This is a genomic window from Gordonia sp. NPDC003425, assembly GCF_053588635.1.
In genome coordinates, this window is the sequence record NZ_JBSFQI010000002.1 from 96,531 (window position 1) to 114,026 (window position 17,496).

Sequence of the window (17,496 nt, forward strand, 5' to 3'; positions counted from 1 at the left end):
TCCGAGTGCCAAGTTCAGCCGCCGATCACGTCCATGTCGGTGTCGGGGACACCGTCGCGGTTCATGTCGGCATCGCGCGTACGTCGTGCATCCCAGCGCAACAGGACGGCCGCCACCGCCGCGGCGATCACCGAGCCGATCAGGATCGCCGCCTTGGCCGGCGCCGCGTGCGGACCGTCTTCGAAGGACAACTCCGCGATCAGCAGCGCAACTGTGAAGCCGATGCCGGTGAGCATGCCCACCGGAACCAGATCGCGCAGTCCGATGGAGTCGGGCAGGCGCAGCGGCGTGAACCGGGTCATCAGCGCGGTGCCGGCGAGCACGCCGACGACCTTTCCGACGCACAGACCCAGGACGATCCCGATGGACACGGGTTCGATGATGCTCTCGCCGCTGCCCACCACCGACACCCCTGCCGCGGCGAACGCGAAGATCGGCAACGCGACCGCCGACGACCAGGGGCGGATCGTGTCGTCGAGCATCTCGGTACGCGATTCGGGTTCGCCACGGACCGGAAGGGCCGGAACCACGAAACCCAGCAACACGCCGGCCACCGTCGAGTGCACTCCGGACGCGTGCATCAGACCCCAGGCGACCAGCGCCACCGGCAGCATGAGCCACCGGTATCCCCAGCTCATCCTGGCCAGCACGGCGAACACCACGATCGCGACCAGCGACAGCCCGAGCATCGCGAAGTCGATGGACTCCGTATAAAAGGTGGCGATCACCGTGATGCCGAGCAGGTCGTCGACCACGGCCAGGGTGAGCAGAAACGTCCGCAGCGCGAGTGGCAGCCCGCGACCGAAGATCGCGAGCACCGCAAGCGCAAAGGCGATGTCGGTGGCGGTCGGGATCGCCCAGCCGCGCAATGCCTCGGGGTCCAGCGAACCGACCACCGCCACGTAGCAGAGGGCAGGTGCCACCATGCCCGCCACGGCCGCGGCGATCGGCACACCGGCAAGGCGAAAATCGCGAAGACTACCTGCGACGAACTCGTGTTTGAGTTCGAGACCGACGACGAAGAAGAAGATCGCCAGCAGGCCGTCGGCGGCCCAGTGCCCGAGCGTGAGATGCAGGTGCAGTGATTCCGGGCCGACGTCGAACTCGAGAAGACTGTGATACGTCTCACGCCAGGGCGAATTGGCCCAGACCACCGCAATCGCGGCGCACGTCAACAGCAGGGCGCCGCTGGTGGTGTCCAGGGACAATGAACGTCGAATTCGTTCGCGGCGCAGGTCACGGTCGGATTCGGTCGACACGTCGCTCCTCGGTCAAATATGCGCGACGGCCCAGCAGCCGGCACGGATCATCTCTGCGAACGGGAGAACACCTCCCGCGCCGACCAGACTTCCCGGCACACCTCAAGCCATTGTTCCCGACGAGCGGCGACTGCACCAACTGAGCGCACAGTGCTGTTAACAAGGCGAGCACGGCTGTGGACAACGCGAGCAGGGTCGGTGTGATCGCCGACTAGGTTGCCCGACATGAGAACACCGCGCGACCGGCTCGCCCCGCGGCTCGTCGATCGGCTCGGCGCCGCTGTGCGTCCGGGGTGGGCACGCTCGATGTACATCCGCCGCGGTGCCGCGGCACTGCTGGTGCTGACCGCGATCGCCATCGTCGCGCTCGGACGCGGCGAGGACGACCGTGTCTCGGTGATGGTTGCGGCACACGATCTGTTGCCGGGGGTGACGGTGACGGCGGGCGATGTGACCACGCGCAAGGTGCCGGGGTCACTCGTTCCGGACGGCGCCATCCGCATGTCGGTGGATGCGGCGGGCCGAACCGTGACCGGCCTCGTGCGTTCCGGCGAGATCATGACCGACGCGCGACTGCTGTCGCCACGGCTTCCGGCGTCCCTCACCGGGCGCGCCGACGCCCGTCTCGTGCCGGTTCGGCTCGCTGATGAAGCTGTGTCGTCGCTGCTGCGGACCGGTGACGTGGTGGACGTGCTCGGTCCGGGTGCCGAGGTATTGGCACGGCAGGCTGTGGTGGCGCTCGACGCGGATCCGCCGTCGACGGGACTGGCCGGCAAGAACCCCAGCGACACACCGATTCTGCTGGCGATGGGCGAGGACGCGGCGCATCGGGTGGCTGCGGCCGGCCTCGACGTGGCCCTTGCCGTGGTGGTGCACTGAGCCAGGGGCGCATTGAGCCAGTCGTGCTGCGCGCAGCCCGACACCATGTGCCAACCTGACGACGATTGCGGCAGGAGCGAGCCGAACACATGTCCGGCCTACCTGAGCAAAACCTGTCAGTCGTTTACGATCGCGGATAGGCTTCGGTCACGGTCACTCACCCGGGTGATCATTTCGACACAGCCACGACGCACGATTGTCGGCCAGCAGCGGGCACCCGATCAACGAGAGGACCGGAAACGTGCTCAAGGGATTCAGAGAGTTCATACTCAAGGGCAACGTGATCGATCTGGCCACCGCGGTCATCATCGGCACCGCGTTCACGGCCATTGTCACGGCGTTCACCGACGGCATCGTCCAGCCGATCATCAACACCATTCCGTGGAGCCCCAGCGACGCAGCGGGACTCGGATTCAACATCATTCCCGACAAGCCGTCGACCTTTGTGAACCTGGGTTCGGTGATCACGGCGACGATCAACTTCCTCATCATCGCGGCAGTGGTCTACTTCGTCATCATCCTGCCGTACAACAAGCTCACCGAGCTGGGCGGATTCGGCAAGAAGGCCGAGGTCACCGAGGTCGCGCTGCTCACCGAGATCCGCGACCTCCTCGATCCGGAAGGCGCCTCGAAAGCGAAGGAGGAGGCAGAAAAGGATCTGCCCGACCACCTGAACAATCCGGGCGCACCGAGCGGCGGCCAGCCTGTGGCCGCGCCGGCGCCCACGCAGCGGCTCACCACCCCGCCGCCGCAGTCCGCAGCTCCGGCGCCGCACTACCAGAATCCGCCGTCGGCGCCGTTCCCGGCGCAGCCCGGTCCCCCGCCCGGTGGCAATCCTCCCTATCCGACGCCCAATCCGGCTCCCGGCAGCTACCCTCCTCCCGGCAATTACCCGCCGCCGGGGTCTCAGTTCCCGGGCGAGTATCCGCCGGACCCTCAGGGACGACACTCCCGCTGACAACGCCACACGCGACGAAGGCCACGCCCACCGGCGTGGCCTCCGTCGTGTTCAGGTAGTTGACAGCCCACCAAACTCATGCCCCAAGGTTGGGCTCCTACGGTGAATCTTGTTGGTGTTGAGGCGAGTTGATCGACTTCAGATCGACTCGACACCATCTCCCTATTCGCCCAACCAGATTCGGAGGAATCACCATGCGCGAACCTCACGGCCCCAACGGAAACAACGGCAACAACGGATCCGGTCGACCCAACGGCCAGGGCGGGCGTCCCGCCCCCACCCGTCCGCAGCCGCGTCCTCGTCTCTTCCCCTGGTTCCCGTTCTTCGGGAGCTGACCGGAAAGACGTGATCCCCAGGGGCGGGCGCCGGGCACGGCGCCTGCCCCTGACTCGTTCGCGCGGACGACGCCGACACGAATTCGGCTCACCGGTCCGACAATTCACAGATGATCTCAAGCAATCCGGCAGCTAACCGCCATAATCGCTGATGGCGAGACCTGTTGACGCAGTGCAGTAGTCGCCGTTCCGGCGGTAGTAGCGCCGAAACGAGCTGATGGTCGGACACACCGTCACCACGCGCCCTGTTCGCGGGGTTATGTTCGACAACGTGCACCCGACATGGTGTGCGCACGTCGCAATCACCTCAACGAAGGAGACGCCGATGGCACCCCGCAAACCTCTCCCACCCCGAGGCTGTCCCGGCCCCGGACACGGCCCCAAGCCGGGTCCCGGTCCTCAGCCAAGTCCGGCCCCTCGCGGACATGGCGGACCTCCTGCTCCGGCTCCCGCTCCGCGGCGACCCCTGCCGTGGTTCCCGTTCTTCGGGAGCTGATCCGGAACTCATTCCCGCACATCATAATTCGGTCCCGCTTCTCGCCAGGCGAGAGGCGGGACCTTTCTGCGTCAACTGTTCTGGGTCAACTCTTCTGGGTCAACTGTTCTGGGTCAACTCTTCTGGGTCAACTCTTCTGGGTCAGCCCGCTCTGCCGATCAGTCCCGGATCAGCCGGCCACCGCAGACCCTGACGGTGTAGTCGGCGAGGGCGGCCACCGCCGGATCGTGCGTGATGAGCAGCGTGGTCCTCGATCGTGCGATCCGCGTCATGGGCTCCATCACCCGAGCCACCGTATCGGCGTCGAGTCCGGTGGTCGGTTCGTCCAGGATCAACAGCGGGGTGTCACGCAGGAAGGCTCGAGCGAGCGCAATCCGCTGACGCTGCCCACCGGACAGATTGGTGCCCCGCTCCTGTAGATGGGTGTCGAACCCCTGCGGCAACCCCACGATGAAGCCGGTGGCGTCGGCAGCGTCGGCCGCCGCGCGGATCTCTGCATCGGAGGCGTCGGGCCTGCCGTAGCGGATGTTCTCGCGCACCGATCCTCCGAAGAGCGCGACCTGCTGCTGCAGCACCGAGACGTGGGCGCGTAGCTGCGCCAACGTCATCGACCGGACATCGGTGCCGTTGAGCAAGACGGTTCCAGCGTCGGGGTCGTAGAACCGCAGCAGCAGATACATCAGGGTGCTCTTGCCCGCGCCGCTGGGACCGAGGATGGCGACGAAGTCGCCGTTGTCGACGGCGAGGTCAGCCTTGCGAAACACCGGCGTGGAAGAGTCCGGGTAGGTGAACGTGACACCGGACAGTTCGACGCGGGCTTCGGTCGTCATCGGCTCGACGTCGGCGGTGAGCAGGTGTTTCTCCACATCGGCGTCGGACATGTCCGTCGGCCAGGTGTGCGAGAGCCCGACAGTGTGCCGCTCGTCGTTCTTCTGGCTGTCGGCCGTCAGCCGCACCGCGTCGTCGGCGTCGTCGGTGATGCCGACGGGAGCGTCGAGCACCTCGGCCACCCGCTCCGCGCTGGCCGTTGCTCCGGTCACCTGCACCACGAGACCGCCGAGGGTCTGGATTTGCGGATAGAGGTACCCGAGGTAGCCGGTGAGGGCGATGAGCACCCCGATGTCGGCGCGGCCCACCGAGATCTGCCAGGCCCCCACCACCAGGACGGCCATCATGCACAGCACCTCGACGATGCCGACCGTCTCCGAGAAGACGGCGTTGGCGCGGATCTCGGCCAGCCGGGCATCGCGCCATCTTCGGCTCTGCCGCAACACTTTCAGTCGATCACGCGCGCCCTGGTTGTCGGCCTGGATCGACAACGCGAACGTGATGCCCTCTTGCAGCAGTGAACTGATGCGGCCGTTGGCTCGGCGTTCACGACGTGCGGCGCGCTTGACCACGACGCCGAACCAGCGAGCGAGCACCCAAAGCAGGGGGGCGAGCACCGCGGCGAGCAGTGCGAGGTCCCACCGGGTGACGAAGGCGGCGACCGCGTAGACGACGAGACTGACCGCGGCGACCGAACCCTGCACCACCCCCGACGACAGCAACGCGTCGATGCCGTCGACGTCGGCGCTGTGCCGGGCGATGAGGTCGCCGGTTTCGAACTTCTGCCGGGTGTGCGGCGCGAGCCGCTGCGTGTGCGCGTACATCGCATCACGCAGCCGCAGCAGCATGTTCTCGGTGACCGAGCCGGTCAGGATCGCTCCGAGATAGGAGCAGATCGACCCGATCAGAGCGGCGACCACCCACACCACCATCGGCGTCACCAAAGCATGAATATCACCGGTGACCAGCACGTTCTGCACGATGTAGGCGAACACGGCCACGGTGACGACGGTGGTACCCACCTCCACCAGGTAAAGCAGCACCGCGATCGCGAGCTTCCAGCGTTGCCCGATCAGCAGCGGGCCGAACCGCCGCATGGTGGCGAGCACGTTCATCGGTGTGGGCGGCGGGCCCGCCGTGTCGTCATCGTCCGGCACATCACGACCAACGCCCTCAACTGTGTTGAGGTCATCGCCGATCGTGTCGTCTTCGCGCGCGCCGACGATGGACGCCGAACCAGTCATTGTCCCAACGCTATTGGCCTTGCCTGTCCGTTCCCGGCTCGACGGCTGGCAGTTGCCTGCGAACTACCCGGGAACGCCGTAGGGCGGGAACCTTGCCGGTTCCCGCCCTACGGAGTGTGTTCAGTTGTGTGCGTGGATAGCGATCAGCCGAGGCTGAACGGCGTTCCGCGCAGGGTGACGAGGCTCTTCACCGAGTCGGTGCTGACCGAAACCTGCACGATCGGCTGAGCCGATGCGTATCCGGCGCAACCATCGACGCCGAACTGCTCCTGGCTGTACTGGACGCCACCGCTGCTGCCCTTGAAGGTGTAGTCGTTGACGCCGTAGTCCTTGTAGGCCGTGCTGTCACCGGAGGTGGTGTTGATCAGCCAGACCGTCGACACCGCACCAGGCTGGAGGGTGACACCGCCGTTGGCTCCCGGCACCGGGCTAGCCTGGCCATTGTTCTTATTGAACCGCGGGTACGGAACCCCGTTAAAGTCACCCCACGTTCCCTGGTTGGTGAAGCCAGCCCCTGCACCGCTACTGTCATCGATACCGAAATTGACCTGGCACCCGACCAAGTACCCGGCTTTGATGCTGCCGCCTTCGGCCTTTCCGCCGACGGTGACGTTGACCTTGCCGGACGCCCAGACTTCACGGCTGGTCGGAACATTGCTGACAGGGTGCTGGATATTGATGAACTGGTCGTATAGGGCGACGGTCACTGGGGTACCGTCGGCCAGTTTCTTGGTGACCTTACCTCCGGCCACCGGGCCGGCGTGAGCACCGCCAACACCGAAGCTGCCAAGCCCCATCACCGCGGCGCCGGCGATACCGACGACTGCGGCCACGCGACGCGTGATGATCTTCTTCATGATTCCCCTTCGTGGAATGTTCGATCTGCTTGGGAGCAGATAAATCTCAGTAGTTGCTGGTTATCTGCTGCCACTCAGTTGAGACTGAAGGGCTGGCCGTACAGGGTGGACTGGATGTAGTTGCCCGTACCGTTCACGGTGCCACCGTCGGTGTTGTATCCGTTGGCCGCGACAACCTGAACTGCCGAGCGCGCCGAGGCGTAGCCGCCGCAGTTGGGGAGTATGAGGGTGAAGTCCTGAATCTGGATGCTGCCCGTACCACCCGCCTTGATGTCCTTGTCGGTGATGCTTGCCACGGCAACCTGACCCGGCGCCAGGGGCAGACTCAGCGTTGCGCTGCCTCCGATGGCCGGACTGATGTCGAAGCTGCCGCCAAGGCCAAGAGTGAGTCCGGAGACGTTTACCTGGCAACCGATGATGTACTTCACCGCAATGTTGCCATTGAGCGGAGCTGCCAGCTTGGCGGTATACGTACCGGACAGTGACGCCTGACGTTGGGCCGGGTTGTTGGCAACGGTCGGGGTGGCGTACGCCGACTCACCGGTGCGCCAGATCTGGGCGCCGCCCGCGTTTTTGTAGCCGTTGGCCAGCGGCGCGGCCTCCGCGTGCCCTGCCCCCATGCTGGCGGCACCGATCGCCGCGACGGCGGCTACGGCGACAGCGCCAGCAGCACGGCGCAGCCCAAGCTTGCTGAACTTGCTCATTCGTTCCCTCTCACAGGATTCGGCTGTTATCCGGTGGATGCGTTCTCGTATCCGCCGGGTGACCTAGGTGGCTCGCGGGAATCATCTAGCCCCCGGGTGAACCCGCCGCTACGGCAGAGTTTCCAGGAGGTAAACGGACCCAGCCTCCTCGTTCCACTACTGCCACCAGATAGCTCCCCGATAGCAGGACCTCGTTCCCGAGCCTCCACGCTGTGGCCGGGTGCTGTCACCGCGAACGTTATCCGAGCGATATCAAAACGGGCAACAGCAGGATTCAGCCGTGTCTCATGTCCACAACTTGGTATCGACAAGTAATGATTCGCCAGCTGCACGGGAATTGTGTTAACAGCAGGAAAACGCCCTGCTAGGACCTTCCGAAAAAATGGCGTTAACCATAGTGCGGCGGGCGTTGGTCGTCGTACCACTCCTGTGATCGACCTGTGTGACCTTCGTCACACTCATCGGTCGTTATGTCCGGAATGTCGTCACCGAACACGTCGTCAAGAGCGCGGCGCCGGCGTGATGCGGCACGCGTTTTCTCGCCTGGCGAATCGTTTTCGCTGGTGGACGACATTTCATCAGCCTACTCAGCGATTGCGGATTCGGTCGTGCGCGCCGATGACGCCCCGGCGTCGAGCACGGGCTAGCACAGATTCTCCTGAGAGACGATTCAGAGACACTCAGAATTCACTGATCGATTCGATGACGTACTTGGCCAGTGGTGCCACCGTCGCCATGCCGTCACGAACCGCGGCACGCGAATCTGCGATGTTGACCACCAGGGTCTGGCCCGATATCCCCGCAAGGCCACGGGAGAGGCCCCCGTCGGTGGCGCCGGCAGCGAGACCGGAACTGCGCACGGCCTCTTCGATGCCGCGGAGCCGGCGGTCCAGGAGGTGCTCGGTGGCCTCGGGTGTCACATCGCGCGCCCCCACGCCCACACCGCCCACCGACACCACCAGGTCCACCCCGCCGATCACCGCGGTGTTCAGCGCGTTACGGATCTCCACCTCGTCGCCCGACACCGCGAGAGTGGCGTCCACGTGGAATCCGGCCTCGGCCAGCAACTCGCCGACCAGGGGTCCCAGCGAATCGGGCAGCTCTCCGTGCGCCACCTGGTCGTCCACCACCACCACGAGCGCGCGCCCCACTTCCCCATCCGGGGAGTCGGGGGCGGGCACCGCGCTGTACCGGGCGACGAAATCGCGCGCCGCGGCGTCGGCTGCCACCACGTCGGCCGGATCGACCTCCACGAGTTCAGGAGCGGACGCGGTGTCGACGTCGCCCTCGGCAACGGTGGAACCGTACTGGGTGCTACCTGAGTCGCTCATGGTTGCCTCTCTGTCGTGATCAAACGTAGTGATCGGTCGCAGCAATCAATTGGCCGGGAGGGTTCCCAAGGTGACGCTGGTGGTCTTGGTTTGTCCGTTGGCGACGTAGGTGACCGAGATCTTGTCGCCCGGCGCGTAGGACCGCACGGCGGCGACGAGCGCATCTCCGGTGGTGATGTTGCGATCGTCGACCTTGGTGATGACGGCGCCCTTCGGGATTCCCGCGGCGGCGGCCGGTCCGTCCGCGGTGACGTCGGAGACCAGCGCACCGGGCGTGTCCGGGTTACTGCTCGGCCGCACCGACACACCCAGACTCGCGTGGGTGGCCTTACCCGTCTTCTCGAGTTGCTTGGCCACCCGGATGGCCTGGTCGATCGGGATGGCAAAGCCCAGTCCGATACTGCCGCCCTGCTGCTGTTCCCCACCGCCGAGGGTCGCGATGGCGGTGTTGATGCCGATCAGCGCGCCTCGTGCGTTGACCAGGGCGCCACCGGAGTTGCCGGGATTGATGGCCGCGTCGGTCTGGATGGCGTCGATGACCGAGGTGGTGCCACCACCCCCCTCTCGCGACGTCGACACCGGGCGGTTCAGCGCGCTGATGATGCCGGTGGTGACGGTGCCCTCCAGCCCCAGCGGCGCACCCACCGCGATCACGTCCTGGCCCACGGCGAGATTGTTCGAGTTGCCGACGGTGATCGGGGTCAGGTTCGACTTGTCGACCTTGATGACCGCGATGTCGGAGATCGGGTCGGCGCCGAGTACACGCGCCGAGGCGCGCGAGCCGTCGTGGAAGTTCACCTGAACGGTGCTGGCCGGGCTCCCGCTGGTGCTGGTCACCACGTGGTTGTTGGTCATGATCACGCCGTCGTCGGTGAGCACGACCCCCGAGCCCTCGCCCTCTTCGCTGCCGGAGACGACGTCGATCGACACCACCGACGGCAGTACCCTGGCCGCGACTTCCTGGGTGGAGCCGGCCGGCGCGGGTGGTTCAGCTCCGTTGCCGGTGTTCGGGTCGCCGCCGAGCGGACCGGAGGGGATCGCCGAATTGCCCGAGTTGTCGGCCACCTTGGCCCCCACGACCCCACCGATCGCTCCGGCGATCAGGCCGAAGACGAGGGCCGCGGCAACCAGGGCCGCGATCAGGCCGCCGCGGGACTTCTTCTGCGGCGTCGGCTCGACCGGACCGGGCTGGTCGAATCCGGTGGGCGGGCCGGGTGGGAACGCCGCGGTGCCGGGCGGCGACGTGGGCTGCTCATATCCCGGGGTCGCGTGGGACCCATAGGAATGGGTGTCACCGTAAGAATGGGTGCCGCCATAGGACGTGTCACCGTAGGGCGCAGTACGACCGCCGGCCGGGTCGTAGCCCGGTGCGCGGCCCGCGTTGGGGTCGGGCGCAGGAGTGCGACCCGCGTTGGGGTCGAAGGCCGGGAACCCACCCGTGTACGGGCCGTTGCCGTAGGGATTGCCGCCCTGCGGGCCGCCACCTGTCATCGTCGTCGTTCTTCCTCGGTTCGGTGTTCGCCCTTCGGGCCTGCGAGCGACCCCTGAGCAGGCGGAGCATTGGCTCCGACCGGCCGGGATGCGCTCGCCAATCACCCTAGGGGATCGGACTTCGCGTCAGCGAGGTAAGTCACTGAAGACCGTTCACACTACTGACGAACCACCTGCGGTTCGGGTTCCACGGGAATCGGGTGTCCGGGCAGCGACATCCGGATCAGTGCGCCGCCCATCGTCGACTGCTCCGCGCGCACCCACCCGCCCAGGCGCACCACCACCTGACGCACGATGGCCAGGCCGAGTCCCGATCCCGGCATCGACCGCGACTGCGTGGACCGGTAGAACCGCTCGAACACCAACTCACGGTCTTCCGGAGGAATGCCCGGTCCCGCGTCGGCGACGGTCAGTTCGGCAGTGACATCGTCGACCTGGGCCAGTCCCACCACCACCGCGTGACCACGTGGACTCCACTTGGCGGCATTGTCCAGCACGTTGAGCACCGCGCGGCTCAGACCGTGCTGGTCACCGAAGACGAACCACGGCATCGTGCTGACCTCGAAGTCGACGTCGGTGCGACGCCGGCGCACCCGCTCGAGAGCCTGATCGACCACCTCGGCGAGGTCGACCTCCTCCAACACCACCTCCGGGGTGTCCTCACGGGCGAGATCGACGAGGTCACCCACGAGGGTGGACAGTTCCTCGATCTGGGCCACCACATCCGAACGCAGTTCGATCATGTCGGCGGCCGGGACCGGGGGCGCACCCGGCTCGCTTGCCGCGATGAGCAATTCGAGGTTCGTCCGCAACGAGGTGAGCGGTGTCCGCAGCTCGTGCCCGGCGTCGGCGACCAGGCGGGCCTGCTGATCGCGCGACTGCGCCAGGGCGGCGAGCATCGTGTTGAAACTCTCGGTGAGCCGGGCGAGTTCGTCGTTGCCGCTCACCGGGATCGGCGTCAGATCCTGGGTCCGGGCGACGCGTTCGGCCGCGCGGGTGAGGCGGGCCACCGGGCGCAGACCCGCACGGGCCACCGTGGTGCCGGCCAGCGCAGCCAACGCCACCCCGCCGCAGCCGACCACCAGCAACACCCACGCCAGCCGTTTGAGCACACGATCGGTGTGCAACAGGCTCTGCGCCAGGATCAATGTGTTGCCGTCGTCGAGTTTGCGGGCCAGCACCCGCTGGTTGTCGACGGTGCGCAGGCTCTGCAGATTGTTGCCGGGATGATTCGTCGAGCGGGCGATGCGGCGTTCGACGTCCTGGAACGGCACCGACCCCACCAGATACGTCTGCCCGTCGGGGCGCACGAGGGCCAGTGAGATGTTGGTGGAGAACACCGTTCCCGCGACCAGCGACTCGGGGCGGTCGTTGAGCATGCCGGTCTTGGCGAGCGCGGTCATGCCGTCGGCCCGGCTCTCCAGTTGAGAGTCGACCTCGTTGTACATCGCCCGATACACCACGAAATAGGCGGCGGCGGCCATCAGGCTCACCGCGACCAGCACCACCGTCGCGGAGAGAAGCGTCACGCGCAGGCGCAACGACACCGCGCGGGTCAGCGGCATGGGGGCACGCATCTCGGCATGGCCGTCGCGATGGCGCCACGGTGTCCAGCCGTGGGTGGATCCGGCCGAGGTCTCGTGCAGATCCGTCACTACGGCGGGGTCTCCCGGAGTACGTAGCCGACGCCGCGCACGGTGTGGATCAGTCGCGGCTCACCGTCGGCCTCGGTCTTGCGACGCAGATAGCCGACGTAGACCTCGAGTGCGTTTCCGGAGGTGGGAAAGTCGTATCCCCACACCTCTTCAAGGATCCTGCTGCGCGAGAGCACCCGGCGCGGGTTGGCCATCAGCATCTCCAGCAACGCGAATTCGGTACGGGTGAGACTGATCTGGCGTTCGCCACGGGACACGTCGCGGGTCACCGGATCCAGCGACAGGTCGGCGAAGGTGAGTGCTTCGGACTCCGGGTCGTCGGGGGTGGAGCGTCGCAGCAGGGCGCGCAGTCGCGCCAGCAACTCCTCCATCGCGAAGGGTTTCGGCAGGTAGTCGTCGGCGCCCGCGTCGAGTCCCGACACCCGCTCGGACACCGAGTCGCGGGCGGTCAGCACGAGGATGGGCAGGTCGTCGCCGGTCGAGCGAAGGCGCCGGCACACCTCGAGGCCGTCGAGGCGGGGCATCATCACATCGAGAATCGCGACGTCGGGTCGGTCGGCGACGATCTTCTCCAGCGCCTCGATCCCGTCGCCCGCGGTGTCGACCGCGTACCCGTTGAAGGTCAATGACCGACGCAGCGATTCCCGGACCGCCCGGTCATCGTCAACCACGAGAATGCGCATATGAACAGTCTTATCCACAATCACTGAGAGTCGGCTGAGCAACGCGCCGGGGAGCATGCCAGCTCCTCCCGGCGGCAGCTATAACCGCGGCGCCAGCAGTCGCTCGCGACAACTATTGCTGCGCAGCCTCTGAGGCGCCGCGCCAGTGGCAACGTCTCGGCGTGAGCACGAGAGGTCAGCGTTTGCGCCACCCCGCGGCACCGACCATGTCGGGAACGCGGGTGAACTTGACGCGCGGGCGGCCCTGCTCGTCGCCGCGGCGACGTTCGATGCGGTCGATGGCCCGCATCCCCCGGTAGCCGATCACATGCCGGGTGCGTGAGCGCAGCAGGCGGTTGAAGTCGTCGGGCTTGTGTTTCGGCGGCGTCAGCTTGCCCTCGGCGGCATCGCGGACCAGGTCCTCGACGGTCTTCTGGGCGCACATCTTGTTGGCGCCGATTCCGCCGCTCGGGCCGCGTTTGGCCCAGCCCACCACGTAGGCACCGGGAATCACCGCACCGTCCGCGTCGACCATCCGGCCGTCGACGTTGGGGAACAGCCCCCGCGCCTCGTCGAACGGCAGTCCGGCGATGGGCACGCTGCGGTAACCGATGCTGCGTACCACCAGGTCGGCGCCGATGCGGTGGGTGCCCTCGCCGGTGCGGACCCGCACGCCGTCCACCTGACCGTCGCCCAGGATCTCTTCGGGGACGCTGTGGAACAGGAACACGATGCGCCGCCGGTTCGGGTCGGCCGGGCCGGACAGGTCGTCGACCTGTGCGGCGGGATCATCGATCACCACCACCTCAACGCCCGGAATCGTCGACAGCGCACGGAATTCGGCCGATGTGTACGCGGCATTGGCCTGGTCGCGACGACCCAGCAGCACCACCTCGTGCACGTTCTGTTCCTTGAGGATGCCCAGTGCGCGATCGGCGATGTCGGTGGTGGACAACAACTCCGGCGGCGACACCAGAATGCGGGCCACGTCGAGCGCCACGTTGCCGGTGCCGACGATCACCGCCCGGCCGGTCGCGGGGTCGTCGGCGGTGCCGCGACGGATCGGCGGTGCCGCGTCGGCACCGGGCACGGCGTTGTACCAGGCGACGAGTTCGGTGGCGGAGGTGGAACCGGGCAGGTCCTCACCCGGGATGCCGAGCCGCCGGGATTCGCTGGCGCCCACCGCGTAGATGACCGCGTCGAAGTGTTCGGACAGCTCCTGCGGCGACACCACTCCGATGTCGGGCCCACCGGCCCGTGGGTTGCCCACCTCGACGTTGGTGGCCATGGTGACCCGGGGATCGCGGTAGAGCAGGTCGAAGCCGTGCAGCACACCCTTGGTTCCCGGATGATCTGGCGCGACCCCCGCTCGCACCAGACCACCCGGTGTCGGCAGTTTGTCTATGACGGTCACGTCGGCCTCGGTGCGGTCGAGCAGTGTCCGCAGTGCGTACCCGCCCGCCGGACCGGTGCCCACCAACGCCACCCGCATGCCTGCCGGCAACCGCGGGATGTCGGGGTAGGTCACCGACGGATGGTCGGGGTCTGCATCGTCCTCGGCCGGGTCCCAGGCGATCGGGTTCCACCCCGACTTCACCTCGGGGTGGGTGCGGTAGTAGTCGGCGTTGATCTCGATGAACACCTTGTCGCGGGCACCGAGGTTCTCGGCCGGGAAGATGGCGTCCACCGGGCACGCATCCGCGCAGGCGCCGCAGTCGATGCAGGCCACCGGGTCGACGTGCAGGATGTCGGAGGTGCCGAATCCCGGCTCGTCGGGGGTGGGGTGGATGCAGTTCACCGGGCAGACCGACACGCATGCCGCGTCGCTGCAGCATGTCTGGGTGATGACGAACATCAGAGCATGTTCGCTTTCCGGTAGTAGCGCATCGCCGGGCGGGTGAGCAGGCCCACCTCGTCGAGGAACTCCATCAGATGGGCGCAGCTGCTGCGGATCATCGCGTGGAAGTGCGCGTTGTTCTTGGCCTCGGCAGCGGCGCGGTCGGCGTCGAGTCCGGCGTCGGTGTACGCCTGCTTCTGGATGAGGCTCGACACGATCACGTAGGCGGCGATCGACACGATCAGCGCGCTAGTCTGACGGCGGGCGGCGCCGGCGGTCTTCAACGACTCGCGGACCTGTTCGCGCGCGAACTTCATGTGCCGCGATTCCTCGAGCACATGGATCTCGTTGACGGTGCGGATGAACGGGAGCACCCGGTCGTCGCGCATGCAGCCACGCTGGAACACGTCGAGGATCTCCTCGGCCACCAGGATGCCGGTGTAGGCGATCTCCCCGCGGGCATTGCCCTTGAGCAGCTTGCCGAGTCGTCCGACGATCCGGCTCGGGCGGTAGGAGGTGCCGACCATCTTCTCCGACGCCTTGGCGAACATCATCGAGTGACGGCACTCGTCGGCGATCTCGGTCAGCGCGAACTGGTACTCGCTGCTGTGGTAGTCGCCGAGGTACTGATCGCGCAGGATCATCTCGTTGAGGATCATCTCGAACCAGATACCGATGCACATGATCGACGCGAATTCGTGCCGCGTCAGCGAGACCCGCTGCTCCTCGGTGAGCTCGTTCCAGTAGTCGGTGCCGTACAGCGACGACCACTCGGGGCTGCAGCCGTACTTGGTGGGATCCATCGGCAGCGACCAGTCGATCTCGGTCATCGCGTTTCGGGAGAGCCGTGCCGCCGATGCCAGCAGTCGGCCCGACACCTCGTCGATGCCATGGTCGCGGATGCTGACCACGTTCTCCTCGCTCGTCGACGTTGCAATCTCGTCGGTGCGGTCCATTGCAGTAGTCATTCGAATTCGCCTCTCATTGGGACGTCTGCGCGCAACCGTGACAACGTGCGCTGTTATGACAATGCGTGTTGTCAAGATAGCACCGGGGTGTGATGGAGTAAACACACGCGCGGATATACTCGCGGGTAGGTTCGTGTGGATCGCACGTTTTCGCAGTTCAAGGGCAGGAGAGTCAATGCCGTCCATCTTCATCACCGGCGGTGCGGCCGGCATCGGATTGGCCACCGCGGAGCGGTTCGACCGCGAAGGCTGGACCGTCGGCGTCTACGACGTCGACGCCGACGCGCTGGCGAAGGTGAAGGCCAACCATCCCGCATTCATCACCGGGCAGATCGACGTCCGCGACCCCGCGCAATGGGAGCAATCGCTCGCGGATTTCACCTCGCACACCGACGGCCAACTCGACGTGCTGGACAACAACGCGGGCATCCTGATCGCCGGCGACCTCGCCGACATCTCCCCCGACGCGATCCGCAAGCAGATCGACATCGATGCGCTCGGCGTCACCCTCGGCGCGCAGGCCGCCTTCAAATACCTCAAGGCGACGCCCGGCGCCCATCTGGTCAACATCGCCTCCGCGTCGGCCATTTACGGTCAGCCGGGGATCGCCACCTACAGCGCCACCAAGTTCTACGTCGCGGGCCTGACCGAAGCACTCGAACTCGAGTGGGAAAAAGACGACATCCGTGTGGTGGGCATCTGGCCGCTGTGGGCCAAGACCACTCTCGCCGACAACGACGCGAAATCCACGAAGACCCTGGGCGTCCGGATCACCCCCGAGCAGGTGGCCGACAAGGTCTGGGAAGCAGTGCATCCGAGTCGCCAGGACAAGTTGCTGCACCGCACGAGCTACTCGGTGGGCACCCAGACCCTGGTGCTTGGCAACGCGGCGAAGTTCATTCCCAACTCACTGAACCGCCTGGTCAACAAGGTGATCGCACAATAGGAGCCAGTCATTCCGGACGGCGGGGCCGCCCACCGGGACGCCAGCGGGGTACCAGCCGGACACCGCGGCCGGCGGTGGGCAGCCGCCACCCGCGGAACAACGACGCCAGCCGCAGAGCGCTCGACACGACCGTGCCCACGATGAGCCAGACCTGCTGCGGGAGATTGGTGTGCACCATCCCCCCGGCGACGATCGCGGCCCCGATCAGGGCGGGAATCGCGTAGAGCTCGGACGGCTGCAACAGCAACGGGACGTCGTTGACCAGGACGTCGCGGATGATGCCGCCGCCGATCGCGGTGAGCAGACCGACCAGCGTCGCGGTGAACGCGTTCGCGCCGACATCGACCGCGATACTGGCACCCACCGACGCGAACAGACCCACACCCAAGGCGTCGAGGATCTCGACCGGGCGCCCGATTTCCGCGAGCGACGGATGGAATTTGAACACCGCCAGGCTGGCGATGACCGCGGTGGAGATCGGGAGCCAGTTCACCAGCGACGTTGGCGGTGTGATGCCGACGAGCAGGTCCCGCAAGATGCCCCCACCGACACCGGTGAGCACACCCACCGTGACGATCCCCCACAGGTCGAAGCCCTTCCGGACGCCGACGAGCGCACCGGACCCCGCGAACAACGCGATCCCCGCTGTGCTCAGGATCGTCAGCAACATCTGAACCTCGTTCGCCTCGATCAACCGCGCCGACGGTGAAACCACGGCGGCACGACGCAGAGGTTACAACGAGAGCAGAGGTCTACAACGGGAGCAGAGGTTACAACGGGAGCAGAGGTTACAACGAGAACTGCCGCAACATCGAGGAGGTTGCGGCAGTTCTGGTGGAACGTTGGGTCAGCGGCGGTCGAGGTCGATGACGCCGGCGCGGGCGGCCTTGACGTACCGCCGCGGGATGCGCTGGGCGACGCCGTTCACCTTGACCTCCTGCAGTGCCGGATTGTCCGCTTTCCACTGCGAACGACGGCTGCGGGTGTTGGCCCGCGACATCCGGCGCTTCGGAACAGCCATGGTAGTGCCCTTCTCTACGTGTGTG

The 17,496-nt window shown here is 66.5% G+C and carries 15 protein-coding genes; 3 read left to right on the forward strand and 12 right to left on the reverse strand.

All coding sequences use genetic code 11. The features are described 5' to 3' along the window. Positions 1–14: 14 nt before the first annotated feature. A complete protein-coding gene (nhaA, locus tag ACWDTD_RS02980; RefSeq protein WP_449745578.1) occupies positions 15–1,259 on the reverse strand; it encodes a Na+/H+ antiporter NhaA in 1,245 nt (414 codons plus the stop codon). Positions 1,260–1,484: 225 nt separating this feature from the next. On the opposite strand from nhaA, the gene ACWDTD_RS02985 reads away from it, so the two are divergent. Next, positions 1,485–2,138: an SAF domain-containing protein gene (locus ACWDTD_RS02985; RefSeq protein ID WP_449745579.1), complete on the forward strand. Its 654-nt coding sequence runs from the start codon at positions 1,485–1,487 to the stop codon at positions 2,136–2,138. 241 nt (positions 2,139–2,379) lie between these two features. Continuing rightward, positions 2,380–3,096: a large conductance mechanosensitive channel protein MscL gene (gene mscL, locus ACWDTD_RS02990; RefSeq protein ID WP_449745580.1), complete on the forward strand. Its 717-nt coding sequence runs from the start codon at positions 2,380–2,382 to the stop codon at positions 3,094–3,096. Between the two features lie 989 nt (positions 3,097–4,085). On the opposite strand, the gene ACWDTD_RS02995 is transcribed toward mscL, so the two are convergent. From ACWDTD_RS02995 to ACWDTD_RS03035, 9 genes are all read right to left on the reverse strand, one after another. Continuing rightward, positions 4,086–5,999 carry an ABC transporter ATP-binding protein gene (locus tag ACWDTD_RS02995; RefSeq protein WP_449745581.1) on the reverse strand — a complete coding sequence of 638 codons (1,914 nt, stop codon included), beginning with the start codon at positions 5,997–5,999 and terminating at the stop codon, positions 4,086–4,088. Between the two features lie 143 nt (positions 6,000–6,142). Beyond that, the gene (locus tag ACWDTD_RS03000; RefSeq protein WP_449745582.1) at positions 6,143–6,856 is read right to left on the reverse strand and encodes an MspA family porin; all 714 of its coding nucleotides are present in this window, start codon (positions 6,854–6,856) and stop codon (positions 6,143–6,145) included. Between the two features lie 74 nt (positions 6,857–6,930). After that, positions 6,931–7,560, reverse strand: a complete 630-nt coding sequence (locus ACWDTD_RS03005) for an MspA family porin (RefSeq protein ID WP_449745583.1) — start codon at positions 7,558–7,560, stop codon at positions 6,931–6,933. A 680-nt stretch (positions 7,561–8,240) separates the two neighbouring features. After that, complete coding sequence (locus ACWDTD_RS03010) at positions 8,241–8,891, reverse strand: MogA/MoaB family molybdenum cofactor biosynthesis protein (RefSeq protein ID WP_449745584.1); 651 nt, start codon at positions 8,889–8,891, stop codon at positions 8,241–8,243. 45 nt (positions 8,892–8,936) lie between these two features. Next, positions 8,937–10,382, reverse strand: a complete 1,446-nt coding sequence (locus tag ACWDTD_RS03015) for a trypsin-like peptidase domain-containing protein (protein ID WP_449745585.1) — start codon at positions 10,380–10,382, stop codon at positions 8,937–8,939. A 158-nt stretch (positions 10,383–10,540) separates the two neighbouring features. Beyond that, positions 10,541–11,959: an ATP-binding protein gene (locus ACWDTD_RS03020; RefSeq protein WP_449745919.1), complete on the reverse strand. Its 1,419-nt coding sequence runs from the start codon at positions 11,957–11,959 to the stop codon at positions 10,541–10,543. A gap of 77 nt (positions 11,960–12,036) precedes the next feature. Next, the gene (locus ACWDTD_RS03025; protein ID WP_449745586.1) at positions 12,037–12,720 is read right to left on the reverse strand and encodes a response regulator transcription factor; all 684 of its coding nucleotides are present in this window, start codon (positions 12,718–12,720) and stop codon (positions 12,037–12,039) included. A 175-nt stretch (positions 12,721–12,895) separates the two neighbouring features. Next, positions 12,896–14,554: an FAD-dependent oxidoreductase gene (locus tag ACWDTD_RS03030; protein ID WP_449745587.1), complete on the reverse strand. Its 1,659-nt coding sequence runs from the start codon at positions 14,552–14,554 to the stop codon at positions 12,896–12,898. Continuing rightward, positions 14,554–15,504 (reverse strand): AurF N-oxygenase family protein, encoded by a 951-nt coding sequence (locus ACWDTD_RS03035; RefSeq protein WP_449745588.1) that lies wholly within the window; start codon positions 15,502–15,504, stop codon positions 14,554–14,556. The genes ACWDTD_RS03030 and ACWDTD_RS03035 overlap by 1 nt, the downstream gene beginning before the upstream one ends. A 175-nt stretch (positions 15,505–15,679) precedes the next feature. On the opposite strand from ACWDTD_RS03035, the gene ACWDTD_RS03040 reads away from it, so the two are divergent. Further along, positions 15,680–16,450 carry an SDR family oxidoreductase gene (locus ACWDTD_RS03040; protein WP_449745589.1) on the forward strand — a complete coding sequence of 257 codons (771 nt, stop codon included), beginning with the start codon at positions 15,680–15,682 and terminating at the stop codon, positions 16,448–16,450. 7 nt (positions 16,451–16,457) lie between these two features. Here the strand turns inward: ACWDTD_RS03040 and ACWDTD_RS03045 are convergent, their stop codons facing one another. Both ACWDTD_RS03045 and rpmF read right to left on the reverse strand, forming a co-directional pair. Beyond that, complete coding sequence (locus ACWDTD_RS03045) at positions 16,458–17,120, reverse strand: trimeric intracellular cation channel family protein (RefSeq protein ID WP_449745590.1); 663 nt, start codon at positions 17,118–17,120, stop codon at positions 16,458–16,460. 177 nt (positions 17,121–17,297) lie between these two features. Then, on the reverse strand, positions 17,298–17,471 hold the full coding sequence (gene rpmF, locus ACWDTD_RS03050; RefSeq protein WP_449745591.1) for a 50S ribosomal protein L32: 174 nt from the start codon (positions 17,469–17,471) through the stop codon (positions 17,298–17,300). Positions 17,472–17,496 lie beyond the last annotated feature (25 nt).

Excerpts from the sequence above, each read along its gene's own strand:
- ACWDTD_RS03005 (WP_449745583.1), bottom strand. The coding sequence starts at position 7,560 with ATGAGCAAGTTCAGCAAGCTTGGGCTGCGCCGTGCTGCTGGCGCTGTC.
- ACWDTD_RS03030 (WP_449745587.1), bottom strand. The coding sequence starts at position 14,554 with ATGTTCGTCATCACCCAGACATGCTGCAGCGACGCGGCATGCGTGTCG.
- ACWDTD_RS03020 (WP_449745919.1), bottom strand. The coding sequence starts at position 11,959 with ATGCGTGCCCCCATGCCGCTGACCCGCGCGGTGTCGTTGCGCCTGCGC.
- ACWDTD_RS03015 (WP_449745585.1), bottom strand. The coding sequence starts at position 10,382 with ATGACAGGTGGCGGCCCGCAGGGCGGCAATCCCTACGGCAACGGCCCG.
- ACWDTD_RS03000 (WP_449745582.1), bottom strand. The coding sequence starts at position 6,856 with ATGAAGAAGATCATCACGCGTCGCGTGGCCGCAGTCGTCGGTATCGCC.
- ACWDTD_RS03045 (WP_449745590.1), bottom strand. The coding sequence starts at position 17,120 with ATGTTGCTGACGATCCTGAGCACAGCGGGGATCGCGTTGTTCGCGGGG.
- ACWDTD_RS03010 (WP_449745584.1), bottom strand. The coding sequence starts at position 8,891 with ATGAGCGACTCAGGTAGCACCCAGTACGGTTCCACCGTTGCCGAGGGC.
- ACWDTD_RS03035 (WP_449745588.1), bottom strand. The coding sequence starts at position 15,504 with ATGACTACTGCAATGGACCGCACCGACGAGATTGCAACGTCGACGAGC.
- rpmF (WP_449745591.1), bottom strand. The coding sequence starts at position 17,471 with ATGGCTGTTCCGAAGCGCCGGATGTCGCGGGCCAACACCCGCAGCCGT.
- ACWDTD_RS02985 (WP_449745579.1), top strand. The coding sequence starts at position 1,485 with ATGAGAACACCGCGCGACCGGCTCGCCCCGCGGCTCGTCGATCGGCTC.
- ACWDTD_RS02995 (WP_449745581.1), bottom strand. The coding sequence starts at position 5,999 with ATGACTGGTTCGGCGTCCATCGTCGGCGCGCGCGAAGACGACACGATC.
- ACWDTD_RS03040 (WP_449745589.1), top strand. The coding sequence starts at position 15,680 with ATGCCGTCCATCTTCATCACCGGCGGTGCGGCCGGCATCGGATTGGCC.
- ACWDTD_RS03025 (WP_449745586.1), bottom strand. The coding sequence starts at position 12,720 with ATGCGCATTCTCGTGGTTGACGATGACCGGGCGGTCCGGGAATCGCTG.